The 16047-nt window shown below is 75.1% G+C and carries 10 protein-coding genes; 2 read left to right on the top strand and 8 right to left on the bottom strand.

Annotated elements, in window-relative coordinates; genetic code table 11:
• Positions 1 to 87: 87 nt before the first annotated feature.
• Both QSK45_RS22740 and QSK45_RS22735 read right to left on the bottom strand, forming a co-directional pair.
• Positions 88 to 3846 carry a UvrD-helicase domain-containing protein gene (locus QSK45_RS22740; RefSeq protein ID WP_285559718.1) on the bottom strand — a complete coding sequence of 1253 codons (3759 nt, stop codon included), beginning with the start codon at positions 3844 to 3846 and terminating at the stop codon, positions 88 to 90.
• 206 nt (positions 3847 to 4052) lie between these two features.
• Entirely contained in the window at positions 4053 to 4436 is a 384-nt protein-coding gene (locus QSK45_RS22735; protein ID WP_285559716.1) for an MGMT family protein, read from the bottom strand.
• 185 nt (positions 4437 to 4621) lie between these two features.
• Here QSK45_RS22735 and QSK45_RS22730 point away from each other — a divergent pair, with 185 nt between their 5' ends.
• Together QSK45_RS22730 and QSK45_RS22725 are read left to right on the top strand one after the other, a co-directional pair.
• Positions 4622 to 7492, top strand: coding sequence for a lysylphosphatidylglycerol synthase domain-containing protein (locus QSK45_RS22730; protein ID WP_285559715.1), 2871 nt, complete (start codon positions 4622 to 4624; stop codon positions 7490 to 7492).
• A gap of 87 nt (positions 7493 to 7579) precedes the next feature.
• Positions 7580 to 9160, top strand: a complete 1581-nt coding sequence (locus QSK45_RS22725) for an alpha/beta hydrolase (RefSeq protein WP_285559713.1) — start codon at positions 7580 to 7582, stop codon at positions 9158 to 9160.
• Between the two features lie 121 nt (positions 9161 to 9281).
• Here the strand turns inward: QSK45_RS22725 and moeZ are convergent, their stop codons facing one another.
• The 6 genes from moeZ to QSK45_RS22695 all read right to left on the bottom strand — a co-directional run bounded on the left by moeZ (position 9282) and on the right by QSK45_RS22695 (position 15898).
• Positions 9282 to 10460, bottom strand: a complete 1179-nt coding sequence (gene moeZ, locus QSK45_RS22720; protein ID WP_285559711.1) for an adenylyltransferase/sulfurtransferase MoeZ — start codon at positions 10458 to 10460, stop codon at positions 9282 to 9284.
• A gap of 63 nt (positions 10461 to 10523) precedes the next feature.
• Positions 10524 to 11297, bottom strand: coding sequence for a spherulation-specific family 4 protein (locus QSK45_RS22715; protein ID WP_285559709.1), 774 nt, complete (start codon positions 11295 to 11297; stop codon positions 10524 to 10526).
• A complete protein-coding gene (locus tag QSK45_RS22710) occupies positions 11285 to 12244 on the bottom strand; it encodes an NAD-dependent epimerase/dehydratase family protein (protein ID WP_285559707.1) in 960 nt (319 codons plus the stop codon). Before QSK45_RS22710 ends, QSK45_RS22715 begins: the two co-directional genes overlap by 13 nt.
• Positions 12241 to 12540, bottom strand: coding sequence for a hypothetical protein (locus QSK45_RS22705; RefSeq protein WP_285559705.1), 300 nt, complete (start codon positions 12538 to 12540; stop codon positions 12241 to 12243). The genes QSK45_RS22710 and QSK45_RS22705 overlap by 4 nt, the downstream gene beginning before the upstream one ends.
• Positions 12537 to 13577 carry a hypothetical protein gene (locus QSK45_RS22700; RefSeq protein WP_395483758.1) on the bottom strand — a complete coding sequence of 347 codons (1041 nt, stop codon included), beginning with the start codon at positions 13575 to 13577 and terminating at the stop codon, positions 12537 to 12539. Before QSK45_RS22700 ends, QSK45_RS22705 begins: the two co-directional genes overlap by 4 nt.
• Positions 13578 to 14251: 674 nt before the next feature.
• Positions 14252 to 15898: a DUF3492 domain-containing protein gene (locus QSK45_RS22695; protein ID WP_285559701.1), complete on the bottom strand. Its 1647-nt coding sequence runs from the start codon at positions 15896 to 15898 to the stop codon at positions 14252 to 14254.
• Positions 15899 to 16047: the final 149 nt, after the last annotated feature.

Below are 16047 nucleotides of genomic sequence, written 5' to 3'. Positions count from 1 at the left end.
AAAGGCTAGCGGCGGGCACTGACAGTCCGGTGCACGACTGCCCTCGATGAGGAGAAAAGCGCAGGTCCAGGGGCGTCGTGCGGTACGTCACTCCACCACGTGCCGCCCCTCGGGCCGCGCGCTGCACGAGGCGCGGAAGGCGCAGTGGGTGCAGTGCTGCCCGGCGCTCGGGCTGAACCGCTCGTCCAGGACCTTGCCCGCGGCGGTGGCCAGCAGCTCGCCGACCCACTCCCCGGTGAGCGGCTCCTGCGTCTGCACCTTGGGCAGGGTCTCGCCGCCGTCGCGCACCGCGGCGCCCTGCCTCAGGTGCACCAGCTCGGCGCCGCCGGGCTCGGGGCGCGCGCCGTCGAAGGCGGTGTCGACGGCGCCCTCGCGGACGGCGAGCTGGTAGACGGCGAGCTGGGGGTGGCGCTCCACCTCGCGCGCGGTGGGGGCCTGTTTCCCGGTCTTGAAGTCGACCACGTAGGCGCGGCCCTCGGCGTCCGTCTCCACGCGGTCCATCTGGCCGCGGATGCGGACCTGGTACTCGCCCGCCTCCAGGGTGACGTCGAAGTCCTGCTCGCTGGCGACGGACGTCCGGGTGGAGCGGTCGAGGACGTGCCAGTTGAGGAAGCGTTCGAGCGCCGCGCGGGCGTTGTCCTTCTCCTGACGGGACTTCCAGGGCGCGTCGAAGGCGAGCGCGTTCCACACCGAGTCCAGGCGCTCCATGAGGACGTCGAGGTCGGCGGGGGTGCGGCCGGAGGCGACCTCGTCGGCGAGGACGTGCACGACGTTGCCGAAGCCCTGGGCGGCGGTGGCGGGGGCGTCGGCCTTCACCTCGCGGCCCAGGAACCACTGGAGGGCGCAGGTGTTGGCGAGCTGGTCGAGGGCGCTGCCGGACAGCACGACGGGCTGGTCGCGGTGGCGCAGCGGCACCTTGCTCTCGGTCGGCTCGAACATGCCCCACCAGCGGGAGGGGTGCGCGGCCGGTACGAGGGGACGGTCGTCCTCGTCGGTGAGCGCGGCGAGCCGGGCCAGCCGACGGGCGGCCGCCTCGCGCAGCGCGGCCGAGGCGGCCGGGTCGACGGTGGTGGCGCGCAGCTCGGCGACGAGCGCGGCGACGGCCAGCGGGCGGCGGGGACGGCCGGTGACGTCCCTGGGCTCGACGCCCAGCTCGGTCAGGAACCGGGAGGGCTGGTCGCCGTCCTCGGCGGGTGCCTTCACGGCGGTGACGACGAGGCGGTCGCGCGCGCGGGTGGCGGCGGCGTAGAACAGGCGGCGCTCCTCGGCGAGCAGCGCTCCCGGGGTGAGCGGCTCGGCGAGTCCGTCACGGCCGATGCGGTCGGCCTCCAGCAGCGAGCCGCGGCGTCTGAGGTCGGGCCACAGGCCCTCCTGGACACCGGCGACGACGACCAGCCCCCACTCCAGGCCCTTGGCACGGTGCGCGGTCATCAGGCGGACGGCGTCGGGCCGTACCGCGCCGCGGGTCAGCGTGTCGGCGGCGATGTCCTCGGCCTCGATCTCGGCCAGGAAGTTCAGGGCGCCGCGGCCGCCGGTGCGCTCCTCGGCGCGCGCCGCGGTGGCGAACAGGGCGCAGACCGCGTCCAGGTCCCGGTCGGCGTTCCGGCCCGCCGCGCCACCGCGCCGGGCGGCCCGCTCCAGTCGGCCGGGCCAGGGCGTGCCGTTCCACAGGTCCCACAGCGCCTCCTCGGCCGTACCGCCGTTCGCGAGCCGCTCGCGGGCCTTGCGCAGGAGTGCGCCGAGCCGCTGGGCGCCGCGGGCGTACGCCGGGTCGTGCGCCACCAGTCGCTCGGGCTCGGCGAGCGCCCGCGTGAGCAGCTCGTCCGAGGGCGGCGGCAGCATGTTCCCGGCGGCCCGCTCCTCCTCGCGCAACGCCCGCCCCAGGCGACGCAGGTCGGCGGCGTCCATGCCGGCGAGGGGCGAGGCGAGAAGGGTCAGCGCGGTCTCGGTGTCGAGCCAGGGGGCTTCTTCGGGAAGGCCGGCGGAATGCAGGCGCGCGTCGGGGGCGGGGCGTCGGTCCTGCTCCGGGCGCTCCCCGGCAGCCGACCGTTCGCCCTGCTCTCGAGGCTCCTGCTCCGGACGCTCCTCCGCCGGCGACCGCCCGCCCGGCTCCGAGGACGGCTCGGCCTGCGTCCGCTCGCCGGTCCCGGGCCGGTCGTCCGCCCCGGGACGCTCGTCGGTCCCGGGTCCCCCGCCTGTCCCGGCCCACTCACCGGTACGGGACCGCACGTCCGCCCCGAGCCGCCGCTCACCCGTCCCGGACCGCTCCTCGGCCTCCGGCCGCCCCGCCCCGGCCGCTCGCTCCGCGGCCGTCGACGTGTCGTCCGCGTCCGGACGCGCGTCGGCCTCCGGTCGTTCCCCGGGCCGGGGGCTCCCGGCTCCGGCCGGTCCGGTGTCCGCCGTCCGGTGCTCCTGCGGCCCCGGCCGCCGGATCTCCCCGTCCCGCCCCCGCGCCTCCGCCGTCGCGACCGCGCGCAGGGCCGTCAGCAGCGGGGCCACCGCGGGCTCGTGGCGCAGCGGGAGGTCGTCGCCGTCGATGTCCAGCGGGACGCCCGCCGCGGTCAGCGCGCGGCGCAGGGTCGGCAGGGACCGGGCGCCGGCGCGGACGAGCACGGCCATCTCGCGCCAGGGCACCCCGTCCTCCAGGTGGGCGCGACGCAGGATGTCCGCGATGTTCTCCTGTTCGGTGCCCTGGGTCGGGTACGTGTAGACCTCGACGCGGCCGCCGTCGCGGGCCGCGGCCGGCTCCCGGTGCGCACGCACCTTGTCCGCGGGCAGCCGGGGCAGCGGCATCCGCTGGGTGATCAGGCGGGTCGCGGCCAGCAGGGCGGCGCCGGAACGGCGGTTGGTGCGCAGCACCTGGACGGGGGCCGGGCTCCCGTCGGAGCGCGGGAAGGCCGCCGGAAAGCCGAGGATGCCGTTCACGTCGGCGCCCCGGAAGGTGTAGATCGACTGGTCGGGGTCGCCGAGCGCGACCAGGGTGCGGCCGCCGCCGGCCAGGGCGTGCAGCAGCCGCACCTGGGCGGGGTCGGTGTCCTGGTACTCGTCGACGTACACGGCGTCGTACCGCGCGGCGAGCGCCGCCGCGACCTCGGGGCGGCGGGCGAGCAGGACCGCTCGGTGCACCAGCTCGGCGTAGTCGACCACGCCCTGGAGGTCGAGCACGTCGAGGTACTCGGCGAGGAAGGCGGCCGCCGCGCGCCAGTCGGGACGGCCGATGCGCCGGGCGAACGCGTCCAGGGCGCCCGGGGCGAGGCCCAGCTCGCGGCTGCGGGCGAGTACGGCGCGGACCTCGTCGGCGAAGCCGCGCGTGGTCAGGCAGGCGCGCAGCTCGTCCGGCCAGCGCACATGGGTGAGCCCCAGCCGCTCCAGCTCGGGCTGCCCGGCCAGCAGCTCGCGGACCGCGACGTCCTGCTCGGGACCGGACAGCAGGCGCAGCGGCTCGACGAACAGGCCGCTGTCCTGGTGGGCGCGGACCAGGGCGTAGCTGTACGAGTGGAAGGTGGTCGCCCGGGGGGCGCGGGCCGCGCCGATGCGCAGGGCCATCCGGTCGCGCAGGTCGACGGCGGCCCGGCGGCTGAACGTGAGCACCAGGACGCGCTCCGGGTCGGCGCCCCGGGCGATCCGCGCGGCCACCGACTCGACCAGCGTGGTCGTCTTGCCGGTGCCGGGGCCCGCGAGGACGAGCAGAGGCCCGGCGCGGTGGTCAACCACGGCGCGCTGGGCGGCGTCCAGAAGAGGAGGGGCCGGGCGGGGCGGCGGGGTACGGACCAGTCGGTAAGCGCCACGGCTCCCCCGCCGCGCCTCGGGGTGCGGCGGGTGTCCTGTGGAGGAGGAGGAGCTCACGTGGTCGGCCGGTCCTGGTGGTCGTACTGCTGGTGGTGGGGGCGGGCGGGCGGTCACGCGCGCGGGACGATGGGCTCCGGGTGAGGGGCGCACGGGCCACCGGCGCGATACCGCCGCCTCTCGAACGTACGGCATGCCACGGACGTCCCGGGTATCACCCGTACGGACTACAGGGTGCCGCCGACCGCCTCCGATGGCGGAAGCTGTCAGGTGTGACCCGCGTCCGCACCGCCGTCCCACCGGGCCCGGCGCATGTCGAGTCGCGGCAGGTGGCCCTCGGCGCTCCTGCCCGCCTCGCGCAGCGGTGTGCCCTCGTCCCGGTAGTGCGCGAGCGCGCGCAGTTCGTGGCCCGGCAGCAGTGCCCCGTCGGACCGTACGACGCGCCACCACGGCACGGCGCCGCCGTACAGGGACATCACGCGACCGACCTGGCGCGGGCCGCCCTCCTCCAGCCACTCGGCGACGTCGCCGTACGTCATGACCCGGCCCGGCGGGATCAGCTCGGCGACCTGGAGGACCCGCTCGGCGTACTCGGGCAGGTCGTCCGGGTGCGTCCCGCGGGGCTCCGCGCCGGGGTTCTGCTCGCTCATTCGCCCCATCCTGCCGCACCCCGCCGACATCGCGGAGCGCCGCGCAGCGAACGTCCCCTCGCCCCCGGGCGGCGCTTCCGGCAGACTGTGCGACCGCACATCCGCACCCTGACGCCCGCGTGTGTCGGTGGGGCATGCCACCATCGTGCGGGCGGTGACCGGTGATACGAGACCGAGAAGAGATCATGAAGCAGCAGGGCGTGCACCCCGAGAGCGGGGCGGGCACACCTGGCACCGGCGCACGCCCGAAGACCGGCCGTACGGGCAGGGGCGACCAGGACGCCCAGGACGCCCACCGGGGTCCGCACGAGGCGGGCACGGAACGCACCGAGGGGGCGCACATCCCGCAGAACCCGCCGGGGGACCCGAGGTCCGAGGGCGACGACCCGCACGCGGAGCACGACCCGCAGGCGGGCCCGGAGGCACACCCCCACGACCCCGAGCACCCCGACGCCGTGGAGGGCGACGAGCCGCTGCTCCCGGCCCGGGTGCACCGGCCCTCCGACCTGATGCGGTTCCTGGTCGGACTGCTCGCCATCGTGGTGCTGCTCGCCGTCGCCGCGTTCGCGCACGGGACCACCTCCGGCCTCGAACAGGACATCAACAAGGGCACCGGACAGGCCCCCGACATCCTGATCAGATTCGCCGGACTGGCGTCCAGCATCGCGATCCTGCTGGTCCCGGTCGCCTTCGCGATCGAACGGCTGATCAAGCGGGACGGGCTGCGCATCGCCGACGGCGTCCTCGCCGCCGTCCTCGCGCACGGGGTGACGCTCGCCACCGACCTGTGGGTCGCGCGGGCCGCCCCCGGCTCGATCCAGGACGCCCTCACCCAGCCCTCGCCGGTCGACGTCCACGCCCTGACCGATCCGGTGCACGGCTATCTGGCGCCCGTCATCGCCTACATGACGGCCGTCGGCATGTCCCGCAGGCCCCGCTGGCGCGCGGTGCTGTGGATCGTACTGCTGCTCGACGCGTTCTCGATGCTGGTCACCGGCTACACGACCGCCTTCTCCATCGTCCTGACGGTGCTGATCGGCTGGTCGGTGGCGTACGGCACGCTGTACGCGGTCGGCTCCCCCAATGTCCGCCCCACCGGCCAGACCCTGATGGCGGGCCTGCGCCACGTCGGCTTCCGCCCGGTCAGCGCGGCCCGCGAGGAGGCCGTGGAGAGCGAGAACGGCGACCGGGGCCGGCGCTACTTCGTCACCCTGGAGGACGGCCCGCCGCTGGACGTCACGGTCGTGGACCGGGAGCAGCAGGCCCAGGGCTTCTTCTACCGGGCGTGGCGCAACCTCACCCTGCGCGGTTTCGCCACCCGCTCCAGCCTCCAGTCGCTGCGCCAGGCCCTGGAGCAGGAGGCGCTGCTGGCGTACGCGGCGATCGCGGCGGGCGCCAACGCGCCCAAGCTGATCGCCACCTCGGAGCTGGGCCCGGACGCGGTGATGCTGGTCTACGAGCACACCGGGGGACGCAGGCTGGACACGCTGGCCGACGAGGAGATCACCGACGAGCTGCTGCGCAGCGCCTGGTCGCAGGTGCGCGCTCTGCAGTCGCGGCGCATCGCGCACCGCAGGCTGGCCGGGGACGCGATCCTGGTGGGCGGCCGCGGCGAGGTGATCGTCACCGAGCTGCGCGGCGGCGAGATCGCGGCCGGTGACCTGCTGCTGCGCATGGACGTGGCCCAGCTGCTGACCACGCTGGGCCTGCGGGTCGGCGCCGAGCGCGCGGTGGCCTCGGCGGTCGAGGTGCTCGGCCCGGACACGGTGGCCGACTGCCTGCCGATGCTCCAGCCGATCGCGCTCACCCGCTCCACCCGCAACACACTGCGCCGGCTGGGCCGCGAGCGCGCCCAGCGGGAGCGCGAGGCGGTGCTGGAGGCGTCCCGTCAGGCCAAGCTGACCCGGTTGCGGGAGGCCGCGGAGGCGAACGGCACCACACTCGAAGACGCCGGCGAGCGGCTCGACAAGACGGACAAGAAGGCCGTACGGGCGGAGCAGCGGGCCGAACGGCGGGCGATCGACGAAGCCATAGAGGAGGCCCGCGAGGAGGATCTGCTCACCCAGATCCGGCACCAGGTGCTGCGGATCAGGCCGCAGGCCCCGGTGCACCCGGCCCGGCTGGAGCGGGTGCGGCCGCGCACGCTGATCAGCTTCATCGCCGGCGCGATCGGCGCGTACTTCCTGCTGACGCAGCTCACGCACATCCAGTTCGGCACGCTGTTCTCGCAGGCCCAGTGGGGCTGGGTGATCGCGGCGGTGCTGTTCTCGGCGCTGAGCTATGTCGCGGCGGCGATGTCGCTGCTGGGCTTCGTGCCGGAGCGGGTGCCGTTCCCGCGGACGGTGGCGGCGCAGGTCGCCGGATCCTTCGTGAAGATCGTGGCGCCGGCGGCGGTCGGCGGGGTGGCGCTGAACACGCGCTTCCTCCAACGCGCGGGCGTGCGCCCGGGGCTCGCGGTGGCGAGCGTCGGCGCCTCGCAGTTGTTCGGGCTCGGCTGCCACATCCTGATGCTGCTGTCCTTCGGCTATCTGACCGGCACCGAGAAGACGCCGACGCTGTCGCCGTCCCGGACCGTCATCGCGGGTCTGCTGACCGTCGCGGTGCTGGTGCTGGTGGTGACCTCCGTGCCGTTCCTGCGGAAGTTCGTCGTCACCCGGGTCAGGTCGCTGTTCGCCGGAGTCGTGCCCCGCATGCTCGATGTGCTCCAGCGGCCGCAGAAGCTGGTCACCGGCATCGGCGGCATGCTGCTGCTGACCGCCTGCTTCGTCATGTGCCTCGACGCCTCCGTGCGGGCCTTCGGCGACGGCACCACCTCGCTGAGCATCGCCAGCGTCGCCGTCGTCTTCCTCGCCGGAAACGCGCTCGGCTCGGCGGCGCCCACCCCCGGTGGCGTGGGCGCGGTCGAGGCGAGCCTCACCCTCGGTCTGATCGCGTTCGGCCTGCCCAAGGAGGTCGCGGCACCGGCGGTGCTGCTGTTCCGGCTGATGACGCTGTGGCTGCCGGTGCTGCCGGGGTGGCTGGCGTTCAACCACCTGACCCGCAAGGGAGCGCTGTAGGCGCCCGCGGGGACACCCCCGGGAGGGTCGTACCTCGTACGGCCCGTGCCCCGCGCGGCCCGGCGGGCGCGCCCGCAGGATGGGGACATGGCCTCTGACTCCCGGCTGCGAGCCACCGCTCTGCCCCGGCCGCGCGCCACCGCCCTGACGACGGCCGCCGTGCTGCTGGCCGCGCTCCTGGCCGGTTGCGGCGACGACGATCTCGGCACCGGCGCCACCCCGTCGCTCACGGCGCAGACCCTGGACTGGACGGCCTGCCCGGCCCCCGACCAGGCGGAGGGCGGGGGCGGCGCGCCGTCCCCGCTGCCGAACGGCACCACCTGGGAGTGCGCGACCATGAGAGCGCCCCTGGACTGGAGCAGGCCGCGGGGATCGACGATCGGCATCGCCCTGATCCGGGCCAGGGCCAGCGGGCCGGCGAGCGAGCGGATCGGCTCGCTCGTCTTCAACTTCGGCGGGCCGGGCGGCAGCGGCGTCACCTCGCTGCCCGCGTTCGCCCAGGACTACGCGGCCCTGCGCACCCGCTACGACCTCGTCAGCTTCGATCCGCGCGGGGTCGGCCGCAGCGCGCCGGTCGTCTGCAAGACCGACGCCCAGCTCGACACGTTCTTCCAGCAGGACGCGACCCCCGACGACAGCGCCGAGCGCACCCAGCTCGTGCGGCGCACCCGGAACTTCAACGCGGGCTGCGAGCGGAACGCCGGGCAGGTGCTGCCGCACGTGCGCACCACCGACGCGGCCCGTGACATCGATCTGATGCGGCAGGTGCTCGGCGACGCGAAGCTGCACTACTTCGGCATCTCCTACGGCACCGAACTCGGCGGCGTCTACGCCCACTTGTTCCCCCGGCACGTCGGGCGGGCCGTCTTCGACGGGGTGGTGGACCCCACGGAGAACCCCGAGGAGAGCGCGCTCGGCCAGGCGAAGGGCTTCCAGCTGGCGCTCGGCAACTTCGCCGAGGACTGCGTCTCCAAACCGGACGGCTGCCCGATCGGGGACACCCCGCAGGACGTCGAGAACCGCATCGCGAAACTCCTCGACAGCCTGGACAGGAAGCCGATCCCGGGCATCGCCCCCCGCCGGCTCACCCAGACCGCCGCGACCAACGGCATCGCGCAGTCCCTGTACTCCAAGGACTTCTGGGAGTACCTCACCGAGGGCCTGCAGCAGGCGTACGACGGTGACGGCAGGGTCCTGATGGTGCTGTCCGACGCGATGAACGGCCGCAACGAGAACGGCCGGTACAGCAACATCACGTCGGCGAACATGGCGATCAACTGCGCCGACGAGAAGCCCCGTTACACCGTCGCCGACGTCCAGCGCGCGCTGCCCCGGTTCCGCGCCGCCTCACCCCTGTTCGGGGACTTCCTCGCCTGGGGCATGATCGGCTGCACCGACTGGGCCGTCCCCGGCGCCGCGAACCACCCCGACGTCAGCGCCCCCGGCGCGGCGCCGATCCTGGTCGTCGGCAACACCGGGGACCCGGCCACCCCCTACGAGGGCGCGCGGCGGATGGCCGAAGCCCTCGGCAAGGGCGTCGGCGTCCAGCTGACCTTCAAGGGCCAGGGGCACGGCGCGTACGACAGCAAGGACAAGTGCGTCCAGAGCAAGGTGAACGCCTACCTGCTGCACGGGACGATCCCGGAGGCGGGCGCGGTCTGCGGCTGACCTCCGCGCGAACCGGCCCGGACGAGGCGGCCCGCCCGCGCCGGGCGGAGGCCGGTGACGAGGAAAGCCCGCGGCGCCTGGACCGGGTCCAGGCGCCGCGGGCTTCCCCGGCGGGGGTCGGTCAGTAGACCGGCTTGTGGGGCTCGATCTGGTTGACCCAGCCGATCACGCCGCCGCCGACGTGGACGGCGTCGGAGAAGCCCGCGGACTTGAGGACCGCGAGGACTTCCGCACTGCGGACACCCGTCTTGCAATGCAAGACGATCTTCCTGTCCTGGGGGAGCGACTCCAGGGCGGCGCCCATGAGGAACTCGTTCTTCGGGATCAGCTTGGCGCCCGGGATGGAGACGATCTCGTACTCGTTCGGCTCGCGGACGTCGATGATCTCGATGTTCTCGCCGTCGTCGATCCACTCCTTGAGCTGCTTGGGAGTGATCGTGGAGTCGGCCGCCGCCGCCTGGGCCTCCTCGGAGACGACGCCGCAGAAGGCCTCGTAGTCGATGAGCTCGGTGACGGTCGGGTTGTCGCCGCAGACCGCGCAGTTCGGGTCCTTGCGGATCTTGACCTGGCGGTACTGCATCTCCAGGGCGTCGTAGATCATCAGCCGGCCGACCAGCGGGTCGCCGATGCCCGCGAGGAGCTTGATGGCCTCGTTGACCTGGATGGAGCCGATCGACGCGCACAGCACGCCGAGCACGCCGCCCTCGGCGCAGGAGGGGACCATGCCCGGGGGCGGGGGCTCCGGGTAGAGGCAGCGGTAGCAGGGGCCGTACTCGGACCAGAAGACCGAGGCCTGGCCGTCGAAGCGGTAGATCGAACCCCAGATGTAGGGCTTGTTCAGCAGCACACAGGCGTCGTTGACCAGGTAGCGGGTGGCGAAGTTGTCCGTGCCGTCCACGATCAGGTCGTACTGGCTGAAGATGTCCATCACGTTCTCGGCTTCGAGCCGCTCCTCGTGAAGGACCACGTTCACATAAGGGTTGATGCCCTTGACGGTGTCACGCGCGGACTCGGCCTTGGAGCGGCCGATGTCGGACTGGCTGTGGATGATCTGGCGCTGGAGGTTCGACTCGTCGACCTCGTCGAACTCCACGATGCCGAGCGTGCCGACGCCCGCCGCGGCCAGGTACATCAGCGCGGGCGAGCCCAGGCCGCCGGCGCCCACGCACAGCACCTTGGCGTTCTTCAGCCGCTTCTGCCCGTCCATGCCCACGTCGGGGATGATCAGGTGGCGGGAGTACCTGCGGACCTCGTCTACGGTGAGCTCGGAAGCCGGCTCGACCAGGGGTGGCAGCGACACGGGGACTCCGTTGGTCGGTCAATCACTACGTTTGTTCTCCCCGTAACACTGCCACGCCCTTCTTCATTCCGAGACACCCGTTCCGAGGCGCGAGACGATCTCGTCCCAGTACCCGGGCACCGCCCCCCACGGGTCATCGGAACCATGGCTTCCGGTGCGGTCCGTGAAGTAGATCGTGGCCGCGCCCTGCCAGCGCGCGATGCGCAGCGCCTCCTCCAGGTGCCCGCGCGGCACGCCGTGCACGAAATGGCAGAACCGCTCGGGCGGATGGTCTGTCGTCCACTCCGCGACCTGCGACCAGCGGTAGTCGGACCAGGGGCCCGAGAAGGTGACCAGCTGGTCGGCGCTCTCCGCGTAGCCCGGGTGCGGGTGCGTGCCGTGGCCGAGGACGAGACGGGGGCTGTCGGTGAGCGCCCGCAGGTCCGCGAGCACCCGCCGGACCTCGGCGAGTTCCCCACGGCCGATGGGACAGCGGTCGAGCAGGAAGCCGTCGACCCGGTACCAGTCGAGGTGGTGCTGGGCGTCGCGCAGCAGGTCGGCGCGGGCGCGGGCGCCCTGCGCGAGGTCGAGGCGGCCGAGGACCCGGACGCCCGCGTGGTGCAGCGGGTCCACGGCCTCCAGGCGGTGCCGGTCGGGTCGGGCCCCGGGTCCGCCGGCCACGTCGAGCACCACCCAGTCGAGCGGGGTGCCCGGACGGGCGAGCGCGGCCCACTGGGCGGGAGCGACGAGCGGGTGGGGGTGACCGGGGACGCCGAGGGCGGTGCGCACGGCGGTGCCGAGGGCGGTGCGCACGGCGGTGCCGAGGGCGCCGCCGCCGCCGCTGGTCAGATGCGGCATGCCGCCTCCATCCAGATGTCGGCCAGGGACTCTTCGAGGTTGATGCGCGGGCGCCAGCCGAGCCGGTCGCGCGCGGTGCGCACATCCGCCTGCTGCCAGCTGCCGCAGCCGTCCGGGTACGGGAACGCCGCCGGCCCCGCGTGCTCCGCCTCGGGCCGCGGGTGGCCGAGGGCGCCGCGCGGCGGTCCGGGCGGCCCGTCGAGTTCGTGCAGGGCACCGCCGTAACCGGCCACGCGCGCGAGGATCCCGGCGGCGTCGCGGAGGCGCACGGCGCGGCCCGAACCGATGTTGATCACGCCCTGCGCGGCGGAGAGCGAGGCGGCGTGCACGGCGCGTGCGACGTCGCGCACGTCCACGAAGTCGCGCTGCACGCCGAGCCCGGCGAGCTTCAGCTCCCCGTCGCCCGACTGCATCGCGCGGCGCATCGCCTCCGCGAGCCGGCCGAGCGGGGAGCCGGCCGGGGTGCCGGGCCCGGCGGGCGAGAAGACGCGCAGCACCACGGCGTCCAGGCCGGAGCCGAGGACGAGTTCGGTGGCGGCGAGCTTGCTGACGCCGTACGGCCCGCCGGGCCGCGGTACGGCGTCCTCGGCGGTGGACGAGCCGGGCTGGCTGGGCCCGTACTCCGCGCCGCAGCCGATCTGCACGAGCCGCGCGCCGCAGCCGCTGCGCCGCAGCGCCTCGCACACGGTGGCCACGGCGACGGTGTTGTGCCGGGTCAGCTCCCGGGCACCGCCGCGAGTGGCACCGGCGCAGTTGATCACGACCCCTGGGTGCACCGCGCCCAGGAACCGGGTGAGCGCGCCCGGACTGCCGGTGGCGAGGTCGAACCGGACGTCCGCGTCGTCGCCCCGCCCGAGCGCGGTGAGCTGTACGGCGGGATCGGCGAGCAGCCGCTCGGCGACGAACCGGCCGAGGTATCCATTGGCTCCGATCAGCAGAACCCTCATCGGGCGGCTCCGGGGGTGAGGGGTTCGGGGGCTCCCGTGCGGGAGGTGGACATCTGGAGGTCTCCTTCACAGGGGTGGTGCGGGCGGCTCAGGGGGCGCTCGACAGGGTGGTGCGGGTGGTTCACGGGGCGCTGGAGGGGGCGGTGGCCCAGGGGGCGCCCGACGAGGTGGTACGGGCGGCTGAAGGCGCGCTCGACCAGGGCGTGCGGGCGACCCGAGAGGCGCACGACCGGGTGGTGCGGGCGGCTCGACAGGCTCTCGACCGCGTCGTACCGGTGGCTCGGCAGGGCGCTCACTCGGGTGCTCCGGTGGGTGCGTGGGCCGAGGCGCGGGTGAGGGTGCGGGTGGCGTGCAGCAGCAGGGTCAGGGCCGCGATGCCGCAGGTGAGGGCCGGTACGGCGGGCTCGCCCAGGGTGTCCACGAGGGTGCGGACCGGCACCGCGAGGAAGCCGAGGTGGGGCAGCCGCCCGGCGAGGGGCAGCGCGAGCGCCGCCGCCTCCGTGGCCGCGGCGGCGCCGAGGACGAGGGCGGGGGCGCGCCGGTACCGGTGCACGGTGAGCAGGCGCGCGAGCAGGAGCAGGGCGCCGAGGGTGAGCGCCTGCGGATAGGCCGCGGGTTCCTTGAGCACCTTCCCGCACAGCAGGAGCAGCGCGGCGAGCGCGCCGAGGAACAGCGCGAACGTGCCGACCAGCAGCGGCCGCGCCGCGGCCGTGAACTCGCCCAGCCCCCTGCTGCCGGCGAGCCTGCGCCGCGCGCCCGCCGTCAGGAGGTGCGCGCACCAGGCCGCCGGCGCGATCGACAGGGTGAGGGCCAGGACGGGCACGGTGGCGGTGGGCCAGTCGCCGCCCGGGGCGCCGTCCGGCAGCGCGTCGGGGCCGCCGGTGAGCACGTCGTGCAGCAGGCCGTCGCCGAACAGGGCGTAACCGAGCAGCCAGAGGGTCCACGGGCGGGGGCCGCGCGGTCCGGGGAGGGGCGCGCGCGAGCCGTAGGGGCCCGCGAGGGGTCCGGTGCGCAGGGCCGCGCGGGTGGCGAGGGCCAGGGCGACGATCCCGGCCACGGCCACGAGGAGGCGGGGCTGTCCCTGGGTGAGGCGCGTCCCGGCCACGGTGGCGGCACCGGCGACACCGGGCAGAAGGCTCGACAGCGCCCATCGGGCGCGCACGTGGGGCACGGGCATCGGCGGCTCCGGCTCCGGGCGGGGCTCGCCGCCGCGCGGCACCCGCGCGTACAGCTCCTCGGCGAGCGAGAAGACGTCCCGGTGCCGGAACCGGGCGGCCGTACGGTCGGTGATCCCCTGCGCTTCCAGGCCGGCCGCGATCTCCAGGGGGTCCACGGCCCGTTCGCACAGATCCCGGTGCCGGTGGAGCAGCGCCTTGACGGGGTCCCCGGTGCCGCGCCGGGGTACGGCCCTGCGGGCGGGGTCCGTTCCGGGGGCCGAGGAAGGCTTTCGCGCGCCACCGCCGGGTGTACCGGGAGCGGCGGGCGGGGGCACGCGGTCGTACGGCCGCCCCGCGGAGGTCCCGTACGCCCGCGGGACCCCGGCGGAGGTCCCGTACGTGTGCGGTCCGCCGACGGAGGCACCGGCCGAACGTGGGCTCCCGACCGGGGAGTCGACGCGCGGTGCCCCGCCGTCGCGGAACCCGCCCCGGTACGGCTCGCCGACCGGGGCGCCGGCCGAACCCTCCCCGCCCGTGCCGGAAACCCCGGCCGGACCCGGCCCCTCGGCACGAGCCCCGGAAGAGTGGGCCCCGGCACCGGACGCCCCGGCCCACAAGGCCTGGACGGCCGCCTCGGCCGGACCGCTCACGCCCTCACCGAAGGCCCCGGCCGGACCTGGCCCGCCGGTGGCGGACGGCCGGGTCCGATCAGGCCCGCCCGCGGAACCGGCCCCGGCGTCCCGCGCCGCACCGTCTCCCGTCCCCGGAGCCGCCCCGGCCGGCGTCTCCCTCCGCTCCCCCGCCCCGGTGCCCCACGGCACCGCGCCGCTCGGCCTTCTCGGTGTGTCGGTCATCGGGCGGGCTCCGTGGTGGAGAGGGCCCAGGTGGGGGTGGCGGGCCAGCGGGCGGGGACGTGGGATTCGGCGGGGGCCGCGAAGGGCAGCGGCGCGCCGGACGCGTCGAGGAGGTCGCGGCGGACCGGGCAGTGGGAGACGATCTCCAGGTAGATGCCGTGGAAGGCCGCCACGTTCTGCTCGACGGTGAACAACTCCAGCGCTCGGGCGCGCGCGGCGGCTCCGAGGCGCGCGCGGCGCTCGGGGTCGCGCAGCAGCGCCACGCACGCGTCGGCGAGCGCCCGCGGATTGCGCGGGGGCACGACGAGCCCCGTACCGCCGATCACCTCGACCACCGCGCCGACGTCCGTCGAGACGGTCGCCCGGCCGCAGAACATGGCCTCGATGAGGCCGGTCGGGAAGCCCTCCACCACGCTGGACAGCACGACGACGGCGCCGGAGGCGTACGCGTCGGGCAGCGTGGGGGCTTCGGGGCCCCCGATCTCCTCGAAGGAGACCGGGTTGGAGCCGACCGCGTGCGCCCCCTCCGCCTCGTCCGGGAAGAGCTGGGCCGCGAGCGCCCGGCAGTGGCCGAGGTACGCCGGCCCGTCGGGTCCGCTCGGCCCGCCGACGATGCGCAGCCGGGCCCCGGGCTCCTCCCGGCGCACCTCGGCGAAGGCGTGCAGCAGGGAGATCAGGTCCTTGGCGGGTTCGACGCCCCCGACCCAGACCAGGGTGTCCGGGTCCGCGCGGTCCGGGGACTCGCCTGCCTCGGTGAAGCCGTCGGCCGCCATGCCGGGGTAGACGGTGCGGATCCTGGCCCGGTCGGCGCCGCACCGCTCCTGCCAGCGGCGGGCGTGCGCGTTGCCGGGCGTGAGGATCTCGGCGCGGCGGTAGATCTCGGTGGCGAGCCGCCCGTGGAAGGCCGCGAGCAGGGCGCGCACGGCGGGCGCGGCGGCGTCGGGACCGCGCTCCAGGTAGTGGGAGCGCAGGTGGACGCCGTACTCGGTGACCAGCAGCGGCACCCCGTGGAAGTGCCGGGCGAGCAGTCCGGGAAGGGCGGCGGGCCCACCGGAGGTGGCATGGCAGAGGTCGGCCGCGCCGAGCGCGTCGTCGCCGTACCAGTCGAGGGACAGGGGACGCAGGGCGCGTTCGAGATGGCCGGTGACGGTGAGCAGGTCGGCCACGCGCGCCTCGCGCGCCGTGCGCGGCGCGCCGGGCGCGTGACAGGCGCGCTCCAGGGTGCGGACGGCGGTGTCCGAACGCAGCGCGGCACCGAGTCCGCCCTCCTCGCGGGCGAGTTCGGCGAGCCCGTACAGCGCGTTGGCGAAACGGTCCGCCACCGCGCCGGAGGCGCCACCGTCCCCCGTCGTGCACACCGCGCCGGCCAGTTCGCCGTAGTGCTCGGTGAAGCGCCGGCGCGCGCGCCGGCCGTACGCGACCGCCCCTCCGTCGCCCTCCGCCGTCCACAGCGGCGCGGTACGGACCCGGGCCACCTGCGGGGGGAGCGCGAGCAGGCCCTGTTCCTCCTGGCGCCTGCCGCGGCCGAGCACGTAGAGGTCGAACTCGTGCTGACCGAGCCCGCGCACCAACCGGTCGCACCAGAGGCCGGCGTCACCGCTCACATACGGATAGCCACCCTCTGTCAGCAGTCCTGCGCGCACGTGTGCACCCCCGATCTTCCTTCTGGTCGGCCGCCGTTGGACCCGGCGGCTCACAGCGGGACGAACGTAAGGGGACGAGCGGGTGGCGCGACGGACGGTTGTCCGTCGCGCCACCAAAAGGGGTGAACGGGCGTAACTTTCTCGTGCGG

This window comes from Streptomyces hygroscopicus subsp. hygroscopicus (genome assembly GCF_030269125.1).
Classification (GTDB): Bacteria; Actinomycetota; Actinomycetes; order Streptomycetales; family Streptomycetaceae; genus Streptomyces; species Streptomyces hygroscopicus_C.
The sequence above is the reverse complement of the archived record's forward strand: the minus strand, read 5'-3'. Positions and strand labels throughout refer to the sequence as shown.

Excerpts from the sequence above, each read along its gene's own strand:
- QSK45_RS22735 (WP_285559716.1), bottom strand. The coding sequence starts at position 4,436 with ATGAGCGAGCAGAACCCCGGCGCGGAGCCCCGCGGGACGCACCCGGAC.
- QSK45_RS22730 (WP_285559715.1), top strand. The coding sequence starts at position 4,622 with ATGAAGCAGCAGGGCGTGCACCCCGAGAGCGGGGCGGGCACACCTGGC.
- QSK45_RS22725 (WP_285559713.1), top strand. The coding sequence starts at position 7,580 with ATGGCCTCTGACTCCCGGCTGCGAGCCACCGCTCTGCCCCGGCCGCGC.
- QSK45_RS22715 (WP_285559709.1), bottom strand. The coding sequence starts at position 11,297 with ATGCCGCATCTGACCAGCGGCGGCGGCGGCGCCCTCGGCACCGCCGTG.
- QSK45_RS22710 (WP_285559707.1), bottom strand. The coding sequence starts at position 12,244 with ATGAGGGTTCTGCTGATCGGAGCCAATGGATACCTCGGCCGGTTCGTC.